This window comes from Pseudomonas sp. S2_B10 (genome assembly GCF_054668425.1).
Genome location: NZ_CP162768.1, coordinates 1,346,111 through 1,362,377, shown reverse-complemented (window position 1 = coordinate 1,362,377; position 16,267 = coordinate 1,346,111). Strand labels below are relative to the sequence as shown.

The window sequence follows — 16,267 nt, the reverse complement described above, 5'->3', positions numbered from 1 at the left end:
CGCTGATCTGTTGACACATGCGTGCATCCGGCACGCGACATGGGCGCAGTGTAGCGATTTGCAGGCGGGCAATCTTGCGGAAAATGCAGCGCCGCCGACGCACTCGTTCGTCCGACAGGCCAAGCTTGTGTTGCCCGCTGTCGGACAATCTTGAATAATCCGCCAACTGAGAATTACTTGCAGATACTCATGACTCCTGTTTCCGTTGGCCAGCCACGCATCCTTTCCATTGAAGACGACCCGGTCCTCGGCGCGTATGTGCACGAGCATCTGGGCCGCAGCGGTTTTCAGGTGACCTGGTGCCAGAACGGCCAGGAAGGTCTGAACATCGCCCAGTGCCAGCCTTTCGACGTGGTGCTGATGGATATTCTGCTGCCGGGGCTCGATGGTCTGCAGTTGTTGACGCAATTGCGGCAGAGCCATTCGACGCCGGTGCTGCTGATGTCGGCGCTGGGTGCCGAGGCCGATCGCATCAGCGGTTTCCGCCTCGGTGCCGATGACTATCTGCCCAAGCCGTTCAGCATGGCCGAGTTGCATGTGCGCATCGAAGCGATCCTGCGCCGGGTGGCGCTGGATCGGCGCCCGCCTGCGGTTACCGCTGCGGTGGTCAGCGGCACCCTGCGTTTCGATGACGAACACTGCGACGTGTTCTTCGGCGAGCAAGCGGCCGGGTTGACCCGCAGCGAATTCCGTCTGCTGGAAACCCTGCACCGCAACACCGAGGAAGTGTTGAGCAAGGCCTTCCTTTATCAGCACGTCCTGCAACGCGGCTTTGCGGCGCACGACCGCAGCCTCGACATGCACATCAGCCAGATCCGCCGCAAACTCAAAGCCATCGGTTATACCGAGCGCGAAGTGCGCACGGTGTGGGGCAAGGGCTACGTCTTGAGCGGCGCCGATGAAACTGTCTGAGCTGCCGGGGCGGCATTCGCTGTTCTGGAAACTGGCGTGCCTGCTGGTGGCATTCTGTCTGCTGATGATCTGGTTGAGCTGGTCGTGGGGCCGCTACATGGAGGAGCGCAATCAGTTCCTCTCCAGTGACGCCCGCAGCACCCTCAGCCGTTACGCCGCGCAAGCCGAACAGGCGTGGCAGCGCGGCGGGCGCAATGGCGTCGATGACTGGTTGCAGAGCATGGAATTGCGCGAGGCCAGTTGGGTCGGGGTGATCGGCGCTGATTTGCAGTCGCTGAGCAGCCAGCCGTTGAACGCCGCGGAGGTGCAGCACCTTACCTTTTTGCGCGGCCTCGACTGGCCGATCCACAAGAAGGGCCGACCTTGGCTGCGGGTACCGTTCCCGCAGGATCCGGCCGCCGGCATTCTGGTCATCGAGTTGCCCGAGCGCTTTGTTCCGGGCAAGTACCGGGTGTTCTGGCGGGTGATCACCAACGGCGTGATTCCCGGGCTGTTCACCCTGTTGCTCTGTGTCGGCCTGTATCGCCTGCTGGTGGTGCCGCTGAACAACCTGCGCGAACAGGCCAACGCCTGGCGCGCCGATCAGTTGAACGTGCGCCTGTCGAGCGGCATCACCCAGCGCCCGGATGAACTCGGTGAGCTGGCGCGGGCCTTCGATTCCATGTCCGAGCGCCTGCAAAGCACAGTCGCCTTGCAGCAGCAGTTATTGCGCGACTTGTCCCACGAACTGCGCACGCCGCTGAGCCGTCTGCGTGTGGCCAGCGAAAGCGAACAAGGTCTGCCGCAGCTACGCGAGCGCATCGGCCGCGAGGTCGACGGCATGCAGCGGCTGGTCGAAGACACCCTGCAACTGGCCTGGCTCGACACCGACCGCTCACCGTTGCCGGATGAAGCGATCCAGATTCAGGCGCTGTGGGAAATGCTCACCGACAACGCCTGTTATGAAAGCGGCTGGCCGAGCCTGCAATTGCAATGCTCGGTCGAAGCTTCGTGTTGGGTGCGCGGCAACCTCAATACCCTCGCGCAAGCGCTGGAAAACATCCTGCGCAACGCCATTCGTCGCTCGCCCGAGGGCGGGATTGTGCGGCTCGATGGACGGCGCGATGGCGAGTATTGGCATTTGTGGCTGGAGGATGAGGGCGGCGGCGTGGCTGACGAAGATCTGCAGCGGATCTTTTCGCCGTTCATTCGATTGGACGGATCGAGACCCGGGGATGGTGGCTTTGGCCTGGGCTTGAGCATTGCGCGTAATGCGGTGCAGCGCCAGGGCGGGTTGCTCTGGGCGCAAAACACCGGGGCGGGGCTGCGGTTGAATTTGCGCTTGCTGGCGGATGATGGCGTCGCCCATGCGGACGCCTTCGCGAGCAGGCTCGCTCCCACAATGGCTGTGCATTCACCGCAGATCGCATAAGCAAAATTCATCCCCTGTGGGAGCGAGCCTGCTCGCGAATTCAAGCATCACCACAAGAACTGAGTGTTACTCAAATAAAAGTCGCACCACTGGCGCGACTTTTATTTGCTTATTCCCATAAACCATAAGCACCGCACTTTGCGTGATATGGCCTGCGCGGGTTTGCCGGTATGATAGGCGCCCCCGCACGTCTGGATTGCGAATACGCCATGACCTTGCAGTACCCAACCATCGCCGATTGCGTCGGCAACACGCCGCTGGTGCGTTTGCAGCGCCTGCCCGGCGCCACCAGCAACACCCTTTTGCTCAAGCTCGAAGGGAACAACCCGGCGGGTTCGGTCAAGGACCGCCCGGCGTTGTCGATGATCACTCGCGCCGAGTTGCGCGGGCAGATCAATCCCGGCGATACGCTGATCGAGGCGACCTCCGGCAACACCGGCATCGCGCTGGCGATGGCCGCTGCGATCAAGGGTTACAAGATGATCCTGATCATGCCGGACAACTCCAGCGCCGAGCGTAAAGCGGCGATGACCGCTTACGGTGCCGAGCTGATTCTGGTGACTCAGGAAGAGGGCATGGAAGGCGCCCGCGATCTGGCCCAGCGTATGGAAGCCGAAGGCCGTGGCAAGGTGCTCGACCAGTTCGCCAATGGCGACAACCCGGAAGCGCACTACACCACCACCGGTCCGGAAATCTGGCGTCAGACCCAGGGCAGCATCACCCATTTCGTCAGTTCGATGGGCACCACCGGGACCATCATGGGCGTGTCGCGCTACCTCAAAGAACAGAGCGACAGCGTACAGATCGTCGGCCTGCAACCGATGGAAGGCTCGGCCATTCCCGGCATCCGCCGCTGGCCGCAGGAATACCTGCCGAAGATTTACCAGGCTGACCGCGTCGATCGCATCGTCGATATGGCGCAAAGCGAAGCCGAAGACGTGACCCGGCGTCTGGCCCGCGAAGAAGGCATCTTCTGCGGCGTGTCCTCGGGCGGTGCGGTGGCAGCGATGCTGCGCCTGTCCAGAGAAGTTGAAAACGCGGTGATCGTTGCGATCATCTGCGACCGTGGCGACCGTTATCTGTCGACCGGCATTTTCGACGCGCCGAACTGATGGCCAAGCACGAACGAGGCCTGCGCTTCCAGCCCACCGGCGGCAGCAAGGCGCCACAGATCCCGACCGGCAAAAAGCAGCGCTTGAGTATCGAGCGCCTGGCCAATGACGGTCGCGGTATCGCGTTTTTCGAAGGCAAAACCTGGTTCGTCCTCGGCGCCCTTGCCGGTGAAGAGGTCGAAGCACGGGTGCTCGGCGCCCACGGCAAAGTGGTCGAGGCGCGTACCGAGCGCGTGTTCACGGCCAGCGACGTGCGGCGCCCGGCAGCATGCCCACACTTCGGCCGCTGTGGCGGTTGCAGCGTTCAGCACTTGCCCCACGCTGAACAACTCGCCCTGAAACAGCGCATGCTCGCCGAGCAATTGTCGCGGGTGGCCGGTGTCGAACCTGAAGAGTGGGCGGCGCCGCTGAGCGGCCCGGAATTCGGCTACCGTCGGCGCGCGCGCATCGCCGTGCGCTGGGACATGAAGGCAAAAAAACTCGAAGTGGGTTTCCGCGCTGCCGGCAGTCAGGACATCGTCGCGATCAGCGAATGCCCGGTGCTGGTACAGCCCTTGCAACCGATCATGACCCGCTTGCCAGAGATGCTGCGGCGCTTGAGCAAACCGCAGGCGCTGGGCCATGTCGAGTTGTTCAGCGGCTCATCTCTGGCGCTATTGCTGCGGCACATGGCGCCGTTGTCCGAAGCGGATCTGACCATTCTCAAGGATTTCTGCCAGTTCCATGAAGCGCAGTTGTGGCTGCATGGCGAAGGTGAACCGCAACCGGTCGAAGCCGGTCAGAGCCTCGGCTATCGCCTGGAACAGTGGGATCTCGAGCTGGCGTACCGGCCGGGTGACTTCGTTCAGGTCAACGCCGGGGTCAACGAAGCGATGATCGCTCAGGCGCTGGACTGGCTTAAACCGACGGCTGAAGAACGCGTGCTCGACCTGTTTTGCGGGTTGGGAAATTTTGCGCTACCGCTGGCCAAAAGCGTCCGTGAAGTGGTGGCGGTGGAGGGTGTGCAGACCATGGTCGAGCGTGCCGCTGCAAATGCCATCAGTAACAATTTGCATAACACAAAGTTTTTTCAAGCCGATTTATCCCAGCCTTTGACCGATGCCCAGTGGATCGGAAACGGCTTTTCTGCGGTACTCTTGGACCCACCGCGTGACGGTGCTTTCGAGGTGGTGCGCAAGCTCGCGACCCTGGGTGCCAAACGGCTGGTATATGTGTCGTGCAATCCGGCCACGCTGGCGCGCGACACGCAGGAATTGATCAAGCAGGGCTACCGGTTAAAACGTGCCGGGATTCTCGATATGTTTCCTCAGACGGCACATGTCGAGGCCATGGCGTTATTTGAAGCGAGCCAGGACGGCTCGTCTGAATCCGTCTGATCTGTCCGCGCAGCGCTCGCCTGAGCCCCGCGAGCGCGAACGGACACTGAGGATCAGCGATTTGACGCATTGAATCTGCGTCGTAGGGAAGGTAAAGCAGCATGGTACAGGTGAGAGCACACCAGCCGATCAACACCGACGGCAGTATCAATCTCGAGGCCTGGCTCGATCACGCGGTCAGTGTCGATCTGGCACTGGATCGCGAGGCCTTGAAAGAAGCCTGCGAGTTCGCTCGCGAGGCCGAACAGCAGTCCAATGCGAAGAAGAATCTGTGGGCCGAAGGCTCCGGCAGTTTCAGCACTGGCCTTGAGATCGCCGAGATCCTCGCCGACCTCAAGCTCGACCAGGATTCGCTGGTCGCAGCCGTTTTGTATCGCGGCGTGCGCGAAGGCCAGATCGAGCTGGCGGCCATCGGCCAGCGCTTCGGTCCGGTGGTGGCCAAGCTGATCGACGGCGTGCAGCGCATGGCGGCCATCAGCGCCAGCCTCAGCCCACGGCAATCGATGGTCATGGGCACCCAAGGGCAGGTCGAGAACCTGCGCAAGATGCTCGTGGCCATGGTCGATGACGTACGCGTTGCGCTGATCAAACTGGCCGAACGCACCTGCGCCATCCGTGCGGTGAAAACCGCCGACGATGAAAAGCGCAACCGCGTCGCTCGCGAAGTCTTCGACATCTATGCGCCGCTGGCCCATCGCCTCGGCATCGGTCACATCAAATGGGAACTGGAGGACTTGTCCTTCCGTTATCTGGAACCCGATCAATACAAGCAGATCGCCAAGTTGCTCCACGAGCGGCGGCTGGACCGCGAGCGCTTCATCAGCGACGTGATGACCCAGCTCAAGGACGAACTGCAGGCCACTGGTGTCGATGCCGACATCAGCGGCCGGGCGAAACACATCTACTCGATCTGGCGCAAAATGCAGCGCAAGGGTCTGGAATTCAGCCAGATCTATGACGTTCGCGCCGTGCGCGTGCTGGTGCCGGAAATGCGCGACTGCTACACCGCGCTCGGTATCGTCCACACCCTGTGGCGCCACATCCCGAAAGAATTCGACGACTACATCGCCAACCCGAAAGAGAACGGCTACCGCTCGCTGCACACGGCGGTGATCGGCCCGGAGGGCAAGGTCCTCGAGGTGCAGATCCGCACCCACTCCATGCACGAAGAAGCCGAACTCGGCGTCTGCGCGCACTGGCGCTACAAGGGCACCGACGTCAAATCCGGCTCGAACCATTACGAAGAGAAAATCTCCTGGCTGCGTCAGGTGCTCGAATGGCACGAAGAACTGGGTGACATCGGCGGTCTGGCCGAGCAGCTGCGCGTCGACATCGAGCCCGATCGGGTGTACATCTTCACTCCCGACGGACACGCCATCGACTTGCCGAAAGGCGCGACGCCGCTGGATTTCGCCTATCGGGTGCACACCGAAATCGGCCACAACTGCCGGGGCGCGAAGATCAACGGGCGTATCGTGCCGTTGAACTACAGCCTGCAGACCGGCGAGCAGGTCGAGATCATCACTAGCAAGCACGGCACGCCGAGCCGCGACTGGCTGAACCCGAACCTCGGTTACGTCACCACCTCGCGGGCGCGGGCGAAGATTGTTCACTGGTTCAAATTGCAGGCTCGCGATCAGAACGTTGCGGCCGGTAAAACCCTGATCGAGCGCGAACTCAATCGCCTCGGCCTGCCGGCGGTGGATTTCGACAAGCTGGCCGAAAAGGCCAACATGAAAACCGCCGAAGACATGTTCGCCGCCCTCGGTGCCGGTGACCTGCGTCAGGCGCATCTGGTCAACCTCGCGCAGCAACTGGTCGAACCGGAGCGCGGCAACGAACAGTTGGAACTGATCCCGCGCAAGGCGACCGGTTACAAGCCGGGCAAGCGCGGCGATATCCAGATCCAGGGCGTCGGCAACCTGATGACGCAAATGGCCGGTTGCTGCCAGCCACTGCCGGGCGATGCGATTGTCGGTTACATCACCCAGGGCCGTGGTGTGAGCATTCACCGCCAGGACTGCGCCTCGGTGCTGCAACTGGGCGGGCGCGAGCCGGAGCGGATCATCCAGGTCAGCTGGGGCCCGGTGCCGGTGCTCACCTATCCGGTGGACATCATCATCCGCGCCTACGACCGTTCCGGGCTGCTGCGTGACGTCTCGCAGGTGCTGCTCAACGAGCGCATCAACGTGCTGGCGGTCAACACCCGCTCGAACAAGGAAGACAACACCGCGCTGATGTCGCTGACCATCGAGATCCCCGGTCTGGATGCGCTGGGGCGGCTGCTGGGGCGGATTTCGCAATTGCCGAACATCATCGAAACACGGCGTAACCGTACCCCGTGATGCAATTGATTGTTCCCTGTGGGAGCGAGCCTGCTCGCGAAGAGGGCGTGTCAGTCGACATCTTTGTTGCAGACACAGCGCTTTCGCGAGCAGGCTCGCTCCCACAATGGTTTTGTGGTGAGACAGAAAAATGATGTACAGCCTCGAAGACCTGCTCCATTTGATGAGCCGTCTGCGCGATCCGCAGTTCGGTTGTCCGTGGGACATCAAGCAAACCTACGTGACCATCGTCCCGCACACCCTCGAAGAAGCCTATGAAGTGGCCGATGCCATCGAACGTGGCGATCTCGACCATTTGCAAGGCGAGTTGGGCGATCTGTTGTTTCAGGTGGTGTATTACAGCCAGTTGGCCAAGGAAGAAGGGCGGTTCGAATTTGCCGGGGTGATCGACAGCATCACGCGTAAACTGATCCGCCGTCATCCGCATGTGTTCCCGACGGGCGACCTGTACGCGCCGCTCGACGTGCCGCGCTTGAGCGAAGAGCAGGTCAAGCAGCGCTGGGAAGAGATCAAGGCCGAAGAGCGTGCCGAGAAAGCCTCGGCGCCCGAGCAGTTGTCCTTGCTCGACGACGTGCCGGCCACCTTGCCGGCACTGTCGCGCTCAGCCAAGTTGCAGAAGCGCGCCGGGCAGGTCGGTTTTGACTGGCCGGACGCTTTGCCGGTGCTCGACAAGGTGCGCGAAGAGCTCGATGAAGTGCTCGAAGCCATGTCCGAAAACGATCCGGTGGCGGTGGCCGACGAGATCGGCGATCTGCTGTTTTCCGTGGTCAATCTGGCCCGGCATCTGAAGGTCGATCCGGAAACCGCCTTGCGCGGCGCCAACGGCAAGTTTGAAAGACGTTTCCGTTTTATCGAACAGGCATTGCGCGACACCCACCGTCCCATGGAAGATTGCACCCTCGAAGAGTTGGACGCCCTGTGGGGCGAAGCCAAACGCCAGGAAAAGAATGAGCCCAGCTGCGGCTGAGCCGTTGCCCAAGTGAGTAAGCATTGATGAGCCTTTCCCTTCGCGACCAGTTGCTCAAAGCAGGCCTGGTCAACCAAAAGCAGGCCAAGCAGGTCAGCAAAGACAAGCAGAAGCAACAGCGCCTGGCCCACAAAGGCCAGGCCGAGCTGGACGATTCGCAGCAGCGCGCCGCCCAGGAAGCCATGGCCGAGAAGGTCAAGCGCGACCAGGAGCTGAACCGTCAGCAGCAGGAAAAAGCCGAGGCCAAGGCTCGTGCCGCGCAGGTCAAGCAGTTGATCGAAGTCTCGCGTCTGCCCAAGCTGACCACCGAGGACTACTACAACTTCGTCGACGACAAGAAGGTCAAGCGCATCTCGGTCAACACGCTGATGCGCAACAAGCTCAGCAGCGGTTCGCTGGCGATCGTGCACCACAACGGCGGCTATGAAGTGATTCCCCGTGAAGCGGCGCTGAAGATCCAGGAGCGCGACCCGCAGCGCATCGTCCAGCTCAACGTGCAGACTGAAGAGGTCAACGCTGAGGACGATCCGTACGCGGCGTACCAGATCCCTGACGATCTGATGTGGTAAATCCACGGCTGTAAAAACGACGAACCCCGCTCATGGCGGGGTTTGTCGTTTTCAAATGCTGTGTTGTTTCAGGCGGACTTCAGTTCTCTTTGCTGTTCCTGCACTTCCAGTTCAGCCTTGTAGTTGTGGGCATCGATCTCGTTGTGAAACATACCGACCAGCAAGTCTTGTTGATGCACATCCCAGATACGGATGCCGGCGGCCAGGCCTTCGTGGGACATGTGTGAATCGTCGCGTTCAGTTACTTTTACAGTCATCTGCTAGCTCCAGATCTCAAGTTACTGCACCAAGGCATGTGCAGGACTCTGTTATAGGATTTGGTAGCCAGCTAAGTAAACCGCCAATTGGCGCAAGGTGTTGTTGCGAATTTCGCAACAAAGCTGCAGGCCGCGTAAACCGCGACATTCGGTCGCAGGGCGGTAAGTTTCATGACAGAAGTTTCATCTTGAGGGTACGCAATTTGATCCTTCCCACGCTCCGCGTGGGAATGCCTCTGGGGACGCTCTGCGTCCAGTGACGCGGAGCGTCACGGGCTGCATTCCCACGCAGAGCGTGGGAACGATCTAGATCAGCGGTGTCCTAGCTAATTTTCAGGCAAAAAAAACGCCCCGAACCAGTCGGGGCGTTTTCAGGTGTGGCTCAGCAGCGGGGAATTACTTGCCTTCCCAGCGCTTCAGCACCAGCGTGGCGTTGGTGCCGCCAAAGCCGAAGCTGTTGCTCATCACGGTGTTGATGGTGGCGTTCTCGCGGGTCTTGGTCAGCACCGGCAGATCGGCCACTTCCGGGTCGAGCTCGTCGATGTTGGCGGAGCCGGCAATGAAGTTGCCTTCCATCATCAGCATGCAGTAGATCGCTTCGTGCACGCCGGCGGCGCCCAGGGAGTGACCGGACAGGCTCTTGGTCGAGCTGATCGCTGGAGCCTTGTCGCCGAACACTTCACGCACACCTTTCATTTCCGCGACGTCGCCGACCGGAGTCGAAGTGCCGTGGGTGTTCAGGTAGTCGATCGGGGTGTCGACGGTGGACAGCGCCTGCTGCATGCAGCGGATCGCGCCTTCGCCGCTCGGGGCAACCATGTCGTAGCCATCGGACGTTGCGCCGTAGCCAACGATCTCGGCGTAGATCTTCGCGCCACGGGCCAGAGCATGTTCCAGCTCTTCGACGACAACCATGCCGCCGCCGCCAGCGATGACGAAACCGTCGCGGTCCTTGTCGTAGGCGCGGGAAGCTTGTTCCGGGGTGTCGTTGCGCTTGCTGGACAGGGCGCCCATCGCGTCGAACAGGAACGACTGGCTCCAGTGCTCTTCTTCACCGCCACCGGCGAAGACGATGTCCTGCTTGCCCATCTGGATCTGTTCCATGGCGGTACCGATGCAGTGAGCACTGGTGGCGCAGGCAGAAGCGATGGAGTAGTTCAGGCCCTTGATCTTGAATGGCGTGGCCAGGCAAGCGGAAACGGTGCTGCTCATGGTCCGCGTTACACGGTATGGGCCAACGCGCTTCACGCCTTTCTCGCGCAGGATGTCCAGCGCTTCCATCTGGTTCAGCGTGGAAGCACCACCGGAACCAGCGATCAGGCCAGTACGCGGGTTGGACACTTGCTCTTCGGTCAGGCCGGAGTCAGTGATGGCGTCTTTCATGGCCAGGTAGGCGTAAGCCGCTGCATGACCGACGAAGCGATAGATCTTGCGATCGATCAGCTCTTCAAGGTTGAGGTCGATGGAGCCGGAAACCTGGCTACGCAGACCCATTTCAGCATATTCCGGGTTGAACCGGATGCCAGGGCGGCTTGCACGCAGGTTAGCGGAGACGGTCTCTTTGTCATTGCCCAGGCACGAAACGATGCCCAGACCAGTGATAACGACGCGGCGCATGCGAATAACCCTTAGAAGTTGTCAGTGGAGGTGAACACGCCGACGCGCAGGCCTTCGGCGGTGTAGATTTCGCGTCCGTCGACACTGACCGAACCATCGGCGATGGCCATGTTCAGCTTGCCCTTGAGGACGCGTTTGATATGAATGTTGTAAGTGACTTTCTTGGCGGTCGGCAGCACCTGACCGAAGAATTTCACCTCGCCCGAACCCAGCGCACGGCCGCGGCCCGGCAGGCCTTGCCAGCCCAGGAAGAAACCGACCAGTTGCCACATGGCATCCAGACCCAGGCAGCCCGGCATCACCGGATCGCCTTCGAAATGGCAGGCGAAGAACCACAGGTCAGGGTTGATATCCAGCTCGGCGACCAATTCACCTTTGCCGTACTTGCCGCCTTCTTCGCTGATATGGGTGATGCGATCCACCATCAGCATGTTCGGGGCGGGCAGTTGCGCGTTACCTGGGCCGAACAGCTCACCGCGACTGCAGCGCAGCAGGTCTTCCCGAGTAAAGGCGTTTTGTTTGGTCATGCGAGCTCCTCAATAATCCCATGCGGCAGGTGGGGCAGATCTTCCCGACCGTTCAAGGCATTCATGCCTCGAACCGGCAGCCTACTCATAGACTATTGCGTTGTGGTGAAAGTCACAGCACCAAGGACATGAATGTACACTTGTGCACTGAAATTTTTAATCAAGCCCCTTTTGGGGCTCGTTCGGGTGCCTAAGACTGCCGCACTTTCGCTTTTCACGCCAGTCGCAGATGGTCGAAAGGCCCACACTACGACACCCAGCGCTGCAAAATCTGCTGCAGGTCATTGCGTTTGAACGGCTTGGCCAGGTAATCGTTCATCCCCGCTGCCAGACAGGTTTCGCGATCGCCCTGCAAGGCGTTGGCGGTCAGCGCGATGATCGGCACATCGCGGCGTCCGGGGAGGGCGCGGATCTGCCGCGTGGCCTCGTAGCCGTCGATGATCGGCAGCCGGCAGTCCATCAAAATCACTTCGAACTCGCTGCCCTCGGCACTGCGCACCGCTTGCGCGCCATCGGTCGCCACGCTGACGGCAAAGCCGAGGCTGCGCAGCATCGCTTCGATCACGGTCTGGTTGACCGGGTTGTCTTCGACCAGCAACACATGGCGTCCTTCACCCTGACCACTACCGTTCGGCGCTCGCGGCGCGGCCAGCGCTGGCATTGCCTGCTTATATAGCGCCAATGGAATTTCCAGAGTGAATACCGAACCGCGTCCTTCCTCACTCTGCGCGCGCAACGTACCGCCCATGCGTTCGGCCAGCGTCCGCGCGATCGGCAGACCAAGACCGGTGCCACCGTAACGACGGGAGATCGAACTGTCGGCCTGCTGGAAGGCATTGAACATCAGCTCCAGACTTTCCGAAGAAATGCCGATGCCGCTGTCACGCACCGAGCAGGTGAACCACAGCAGTTCATGGTCCAGCGACTGCCATTGCGCCTCGATGCTGACCCGGCCCTGCTCGGTGAACTTCAAGGCATTGCCAACCAGGTTGACCAGAATCTGCCGGATCCGCGTCGGATCGCCCTGCACCTGCAAGCCGCGCATGTCGTCGGGAATGCGCAGATTCAGTGCCAGGCCTCGCTGCACCGCGCTGTGCTGGAACGATTGCGCGCAGGCGCCGATCAGCTCGGCGAGATTGAACGGGATGTGCTCCAGCTCCAGCTCCGAACGCTCGATTCGCGAGAAGTCGAGAATGTCATTGATGACCTTGAGCAGATGTTCGGTCGACTCCGAAGCAAGCGCGGCGTATTCGACCTGCTCCTCGGTCATCTCGGTGGTTTCGAGCAATTGCAACATGCCCAGCACACCGTTCATGGGCGTGCGTAGTTCATGGCTCATCATCGCCAGAAAATCCGATTTGGCGTTGTTGGCTTTTTCCGCCTCCTCGCGGGTCTGGATCAGTTGCGCCATCGCTTGCTGCTGTTCGCGACTGGCCTGCTCCAGCGCTTGGGCGAGGTTGTTGATGTGCTGCGACAGTGCGCCCAGTTCGGTGTCGTCGACAATCGGCAGCGGGGTTTTGTAATCGCCTTCCTGAATCGCCTTGACCGCATCGCCAATGTCACGGATCGGCTGCGACAGACTGCCGGCCAGACGACGGGCGACGACGAAGGTGAAGAGCAGGGCGAACAGCGCGAGAATCCCGGCCTTGAACAGGATCTCCTGCTGGCGCTGACTGAAAGCATCGTTGGACAGGCCGACGATCACTCGCCCCAGATAATCCTCGCCGGCGGCGCTGTTGCTAACCTTGCCGTCCTGGAAGAAGTCGTTGTGCAAGGCGATCCGCTGCAAACGCACCGGCGCCTGGAACACTTCGACCTGATGCGGGCGGCTGTGGCTATCAGCCGGTTGTTCGACATACACCAGAATCCGGTTGGCGCTGTCCTGCACTTCGAGAAAGCGCACGTTGGGCGTGGCCAGTGTCGCTTTGAGCAGGCTTTCCAGCACTTCGTTGTTGCCGGAGATCACCCCGTATTCCGTGGCCGGGGCGAGTTGGTTGGCGATCAACTGGCCGGTGTGGTTCAGCTCCTGGCGCAAATCCTGGATGCGCACGAAGGTAAAGAAGCTGATCAACAGCAACGTCAGCAGCAGCGCCGGCCCGAGGCTGATCAGCTGCGTGCGGGTGTTGATGTCCCAACGGCGACGAAAACTCATGGGCGGCGCTCTCCTTCGGCCAAGGCACTGGCGACAGATGCTTCATTCAGCGGTTCGATGCCTAAGGAACGAGCCACCTGCGCATTACTTGAGACTTTGAAACGAGCGGGGTAAAGCGTTCGCGGCCATGCGCTGGTCGGCTGATCGAGCAGATGGGCGAGAATCGCCAGCCAGTCGCTCTGGTCGCTGTAGGTGCTGGCGAGGCTGCCCGCGCGAACGAATGCAATGTTGGGGCCGATCAGCGCGACCTGCCGCGAGTAGCTGCTGAGCAAAAGGTTTTTCGCCGTTTGCGAGTTGTACAGATCGGGGTCATCGAGGCCGAGCAAGACGTCGCTGCTTTTCAGCACCGCTTGCAGCGGACGGCTGTCGTGAATGTTGTCCCAGCGCTGACTGACAATCTCCAGGTTCAATGGCCGCGCAGCCACGCGCAATTCGTCGAGCAGGAACTCGCCGTGTTCATCGAACAGCACACCGACCCGCCGGGCCTGCGGCAAGATCCGCCGGATCAGTTGCAATTGCCGGCTCAGCGGTGGGTCGCTCCAGAGCAGACTCAGGCGCGCCGGTTGGGCATCGGCGAAACGCTGGCGCGCCTGCAAGCGGCTGATGCGCAACACCAGCGTCGATGGGCCTTGTGAGTCTTGCAGGCGCCAGTCGAGGCTGGGCAGGTCGAGCAGAATCAAGCGCAGACTGGCCGGTAATTTGCCCGGTGCCGGCAAACTGGCCAGCGGCTGAAACCGCACATTGTCGGTCGGGCGCAGTTCACTCAGTGCTTGTACGAAAGCCTGCACGCCGGGGCTTTCCTCGGCGCCGGTCAACAAAATATCCGCCGCTTGCACCGCGACCCCGTGCAGCCACGCGGTCAAGAACAGGCAGAGCCCCGCCAGCCAGTGGCCAAGGGTTGGCGTCTTCCGTGACGGGCCGTTGCGCATCCTAGAACTCCAGCTCGGCACTGAAATACATCACCCGGCGTTCATCGTAATTATTGTCGATGAAGGTGTTCGGCTGATGGTCGAGGCGCTGTTGCAGCACGCCGGCCAATTGCAGCTGAGCTTTGCCAATGGCGATGCGTTTGGCGATGCGCGTGTCGACGCGTTCGAAGCGATAGCCGTTGAGCGCATTGTCACCGTAATAGAAGAGGGCGCTGTTCCAGCCATGCCCCCAGTTGCGCAGCCAACCGGCGGAACCGCTGTTGCGCGAGGTCAACTGCTGATCCAGCGGATTGCTCGCCTCGGCGTCGACGAAGGCGTAGGTCAAACGCAAACGGTCGGCGCTATTGAGGCGCCAGTCGAGTTGCGTTTCGGTGCCGCGAAAGCGCGAGCTGTTGGCATTGCTGGCGATGTACTGATTGTTGCGCAGCGGCTCGCTGATCATCCCAGTGATTTCGTCGTAGAACAGCTTCACGTCGACCGCCAGTCCGAGTTCAGCGAAGTAGCCGTTGTAGCCCAATTCCCGCGAGCGCATGTGTTCCTGATCGAGATCGCCGGGGCCGCGGGTCTTGACGAAATAACGCGCCGACGACTGGCCATAGGCCGAGGGTCGCAGGTTGCTGACCTGATAGCTCCAGTTGACGTTGTTTTCGAACATGTCCGGCGAACGGATTGCCTCCGAGTACACCGCGCGCAGGCCGTGACGCGGGTTGATCAGGTAGTTGACCGCGAAGCGCGGGGTCAGCGAACTGCCGATCAGTTGCGTGTCTTCGAACATCGCACCGCCCTGCACCAGCCAGTGCTCGGTAGCGCGCCATTCCAGTTGGCCGAAGGCGCGCCAGGTGGTGTCGTCGAGGGTGCCGTTGAAGTAGGTTTCGGAATCGGCGCGGTCGTAGCGGTAATTCAGGCCGCTGACCAGACGCAGGCTGTCGCCCAGGCTGAGGGTGTCCTGCAGTTCGAGGTCGTAACGCGACTCGCGGGCGCTCTGGTCGATATCGCCGCACAAGGTCTGGCTGGCGCCGTTGCGCCATTGCTCAAGCACTTGATTGGCCAGCGCCATTTCCTGCGGCGTGCCGGGCGCAGCGCCGGGGCCGGTGAACCGGGTGATGTTGCGCGCCAGCCGTTCGGTGTAATTCGGGTTGAGCTGCCACAGCTGCGTCAGTTCAGGGCTGAACGACACTTCGGCATCGCAGGCGCGCCAGACCTGCTGGCGATCCCAGTGCTGCGCCGAACCTTGCACATAGAGGCTGTGTTCGGGATTGATGTCGAGGTTCCAGCGCACCGAACCGGCGTAATCCTTGGCCACCACGTCGGAATTGTTCCCGGCGTCGGTAATCCCAGAGAACACCGGGCGGTAGGTATAAGGCCGCTGATTGCTGCCGTCTTTGGCGTTGAGCTGCCAGTCGAGGCTTTGATCTTCATTGAGATCATGGCTGACCGCCAAGCTCAGACGGTTCAAGCGCCGACTGTCGCGATAATCGGCGCCGTTGCGGTCGCTGTCGAAACCGTCGTCTTCCTGGCCGGACAGCGACAGGCGCAGATCGCCGCCATCCCAACCAGTGCCCTGGCTGGCATAAAAGTCGTTGATGCCACGCTGGCCACGGGTGATTTTCAAGCGCGTGCCGTGGCTGTCGGCCGGGTGGCGAGTGATGATGTTGATCACTGCCATCAACGCATTGGCGCCGTAGCTGACGGTGTTCGGACCGCGAAACACCTCGATCCGGTCAATGTCTTCCATCGCTACCGGGATATCGCTCCAGTCCACCGTCGCCAGCCCGGCGCGATACACCGAACGGCCATCGATCAACACCTGCATGCGCCGCGCTTCGCTGGCGTTGGTGCCGTGGTAATTCACCGCTGGCTGATTGCCGTTGATGCTGCCAACCATCATCCCCGGTACCAGTCGCAGCAATTCGCTGATGTCGCGGGCGCCGCTGGCGCTGATCAATTCGCTGTCGAGAACGGTCATGCTCCCCGGTACTTCGGCCGGGGTCTGCTTCAGGCGCGTGGCCGTAAGCACCGGCGGCAGCGTCTGGCTGTCGACGAACAGATCGTCCGCCAGCACCAGCGGGCTGAACATCAGCGCCAGTAGCAGG

Annotated in this window: 13 protein-coding genes; 7 read left to right on the top strand and 6 right to left on the bottom strand. The window is 61.2% G+C overall.

Features of this window, described 5'->3' with window-relative positions; all coding sequences use genetic code 11:
* Positions 1 to 189 precede the first annotated feature (189 nt).
* The 7 genes from AB4O45_RS05990 to AB4O45_RS05960 all read left to right on the top strand — a co-directional run bounded on the left by AB4O45_RS05990 (position 190) and on the right by AB4O45_RS05960 (position 8,692).
* On the top strand, positions 190 to 912 hold the full coding sequence (locus AB4O45_RS05990; RefSeq protein WP_460161194.1) for a response regulator transcription factor: 723 nt from the start codon (positions 190 to 192) through the stop codon (positions 910 to 912).
* Positions 899 to 2,323, top strand: a complete 1,425-nt coding sequence (locus AB4O45_RS05985) for a histidine kinase sensor domain-containing protein (RefSeq protein WP_460161193.1) — start codon at positions 899 to 901, stop codon at positions 2,321 to 2,323. Before AB4O45_RS05990 ends, AB4O45_RS05985 begins: the two co-directional genes overlap by 14 nt.
* 209 nt (positions 2,324 to 2,532) lie before the next feature.
* Positions 2,533 to 3,435 (top strand): cysteine synthase CysM, encoded by a 903-nt coding sequence (gene cysM, locus AB4O45_RS05980; RefSeq protein ID WP_041479583.1) that lies wholly within the window; start codon positions 2,533 to 2,535, stop codon positions 3,433 to 3,435.
* Complete coding sequence (gene rlmD / locus AB4O45_RS05975) at positions 3,435 to 4,811, top strand: 23S rRNA (uracil(1939)-C(5))-methyltransferase RlmD (protein ID WP_236168374.1); 1,377 nt, start codon at positions 3,435 to 3,437, stop codon at positions 4,809 to 4,811. Before cysM ends, rlmD begins: the two co-directional genes overlap by 1 nt.
* A gap of 101 nt (positions 4,812 to 4,912) precedes the next feature.
* Positions 4,913 to 7,156 carry a GTP diphosphokinase gene (gene relA, locus AB4O45_RS05970; protein WP_041479585.1) on the top strand — a complete coding sequence of 748 codons (2,244 nt, stop codon included), beginning with the start codon at positions 4,913 to 4,915 and terminating at the stop codon, positions 7,154 to 7,156.
* A gap of 133 nt (positions 7,157 to 7,289) precedes the next feature.
* Complete coding sequence (mazG, locus tag AB4O45_RS05965; RefSeq protein ID WP_460161498.1) at positions 7,290 to 8,123, top strand: nucleoside triphosphate pyrophosphohydrolase; 834 nt, start codon at positions 7,290 to 7,292, stop codon at positions 8,121 to 8,123.
* 26 nt (positions 8,124 to 8,149) lie between these two features.
* Entirely contained in the window at positions 8,150 to 8,692 is a 543-nt protein-coding gene (locus AB4O45_RS05960) for a DUF2058 domain-containing protein (protein WP_016773645.1), read from the top strand.
* A gap of 68 nt (positions 8,693 to 8,760) precedes the next feature.
* On the opposite strand, the gene AB4O45_RS05955 is transcribed toward AB4O45_RS05960, so the two are convergent.
* The 6 genes from AB4O45_RS05955 to AB4O45_RS05930 form a co-directional block, all read right to left on the bottom strand.
* Positions 8,761 to 8,949, bottom strand: a complete 189-nt coding sequence (locus AB4O45_RS05955) for a hypothetical protein (protein WP_016773646.1) — start codon at positions 8,947 to 8,949, stop codon at positions 8,761 to 8,763.
* 396 nt (positions 8,950 to 9,345) lie between these two features.
* On the bottom strand, positions 9,346 to 10,566 hold the full coding sequence (fabB, locus tag AB4O45_RS05950; protein ID WP_016773647.1) for a beta-ketoacyl-ACP synthase I: 1,221 nt from the start codon (positions 10,564 to 10,566) through the stop codon (positions 9,346 to 9,348).
* A gap of 11 nt (positions 10,567 to 10,577) precedes the next feature.
* Positions 10,578 to 11,093 carry a 3-hydroxyacyl-[acyl-carrier-protein] dehydratase FabA gene (gene fabA, locus AB4O45_RS05945; RefSeq protein ID WP_024013962.1) on the bottom strand — a complete coding sequence of 172 codons (516 nt, stop codon included), beginning with the start codon at positions 11,091 to 11,093 and terminating at the stop codon, positions 10,578 to 10,580.
* A gap of 247 nt (positions 11,094 to 11,340) precedes the next feature.
* Positions 11,341 to 13,245, bottom strand: coding sequence for an ATP-binding protein (locus tag AB4O45_RS05940; RefSeq protein WP_460161192.1), 1,905 nt, complete (start codon positions 13,243 to 13,245; stop codon positions 11,341 to 11,343).
* Positions 13,242 to 14,174, bottom strand: coding sequence for an ABC transporter substrate-binding protein (locus tag AB4O45_RS05935; protein WP_460161191.1), 933 nt, complete (start codon positions 14,172 to 14,174; stop codon positions 13,242 to 13,244). Before AB4O45_RS05935 ends, AB4O45_RS05940 begins: the two co-directional genes overlap by 4 nt.
* A 1-nt stretch (position 14,175) precedes the next feature.
* Entirely contained in the window at positions 14,176 to 16,251 is a 2,076-nt protein-coding gene (locus AB4O45_RS05930; RefSeq protein WP_460161497.1) for a TonB-dependent receptor plug domain-containing protein, read from the bottom strand.
* Positions 16,252 to 16,267 lie beyond the last annotated feature (16 nt).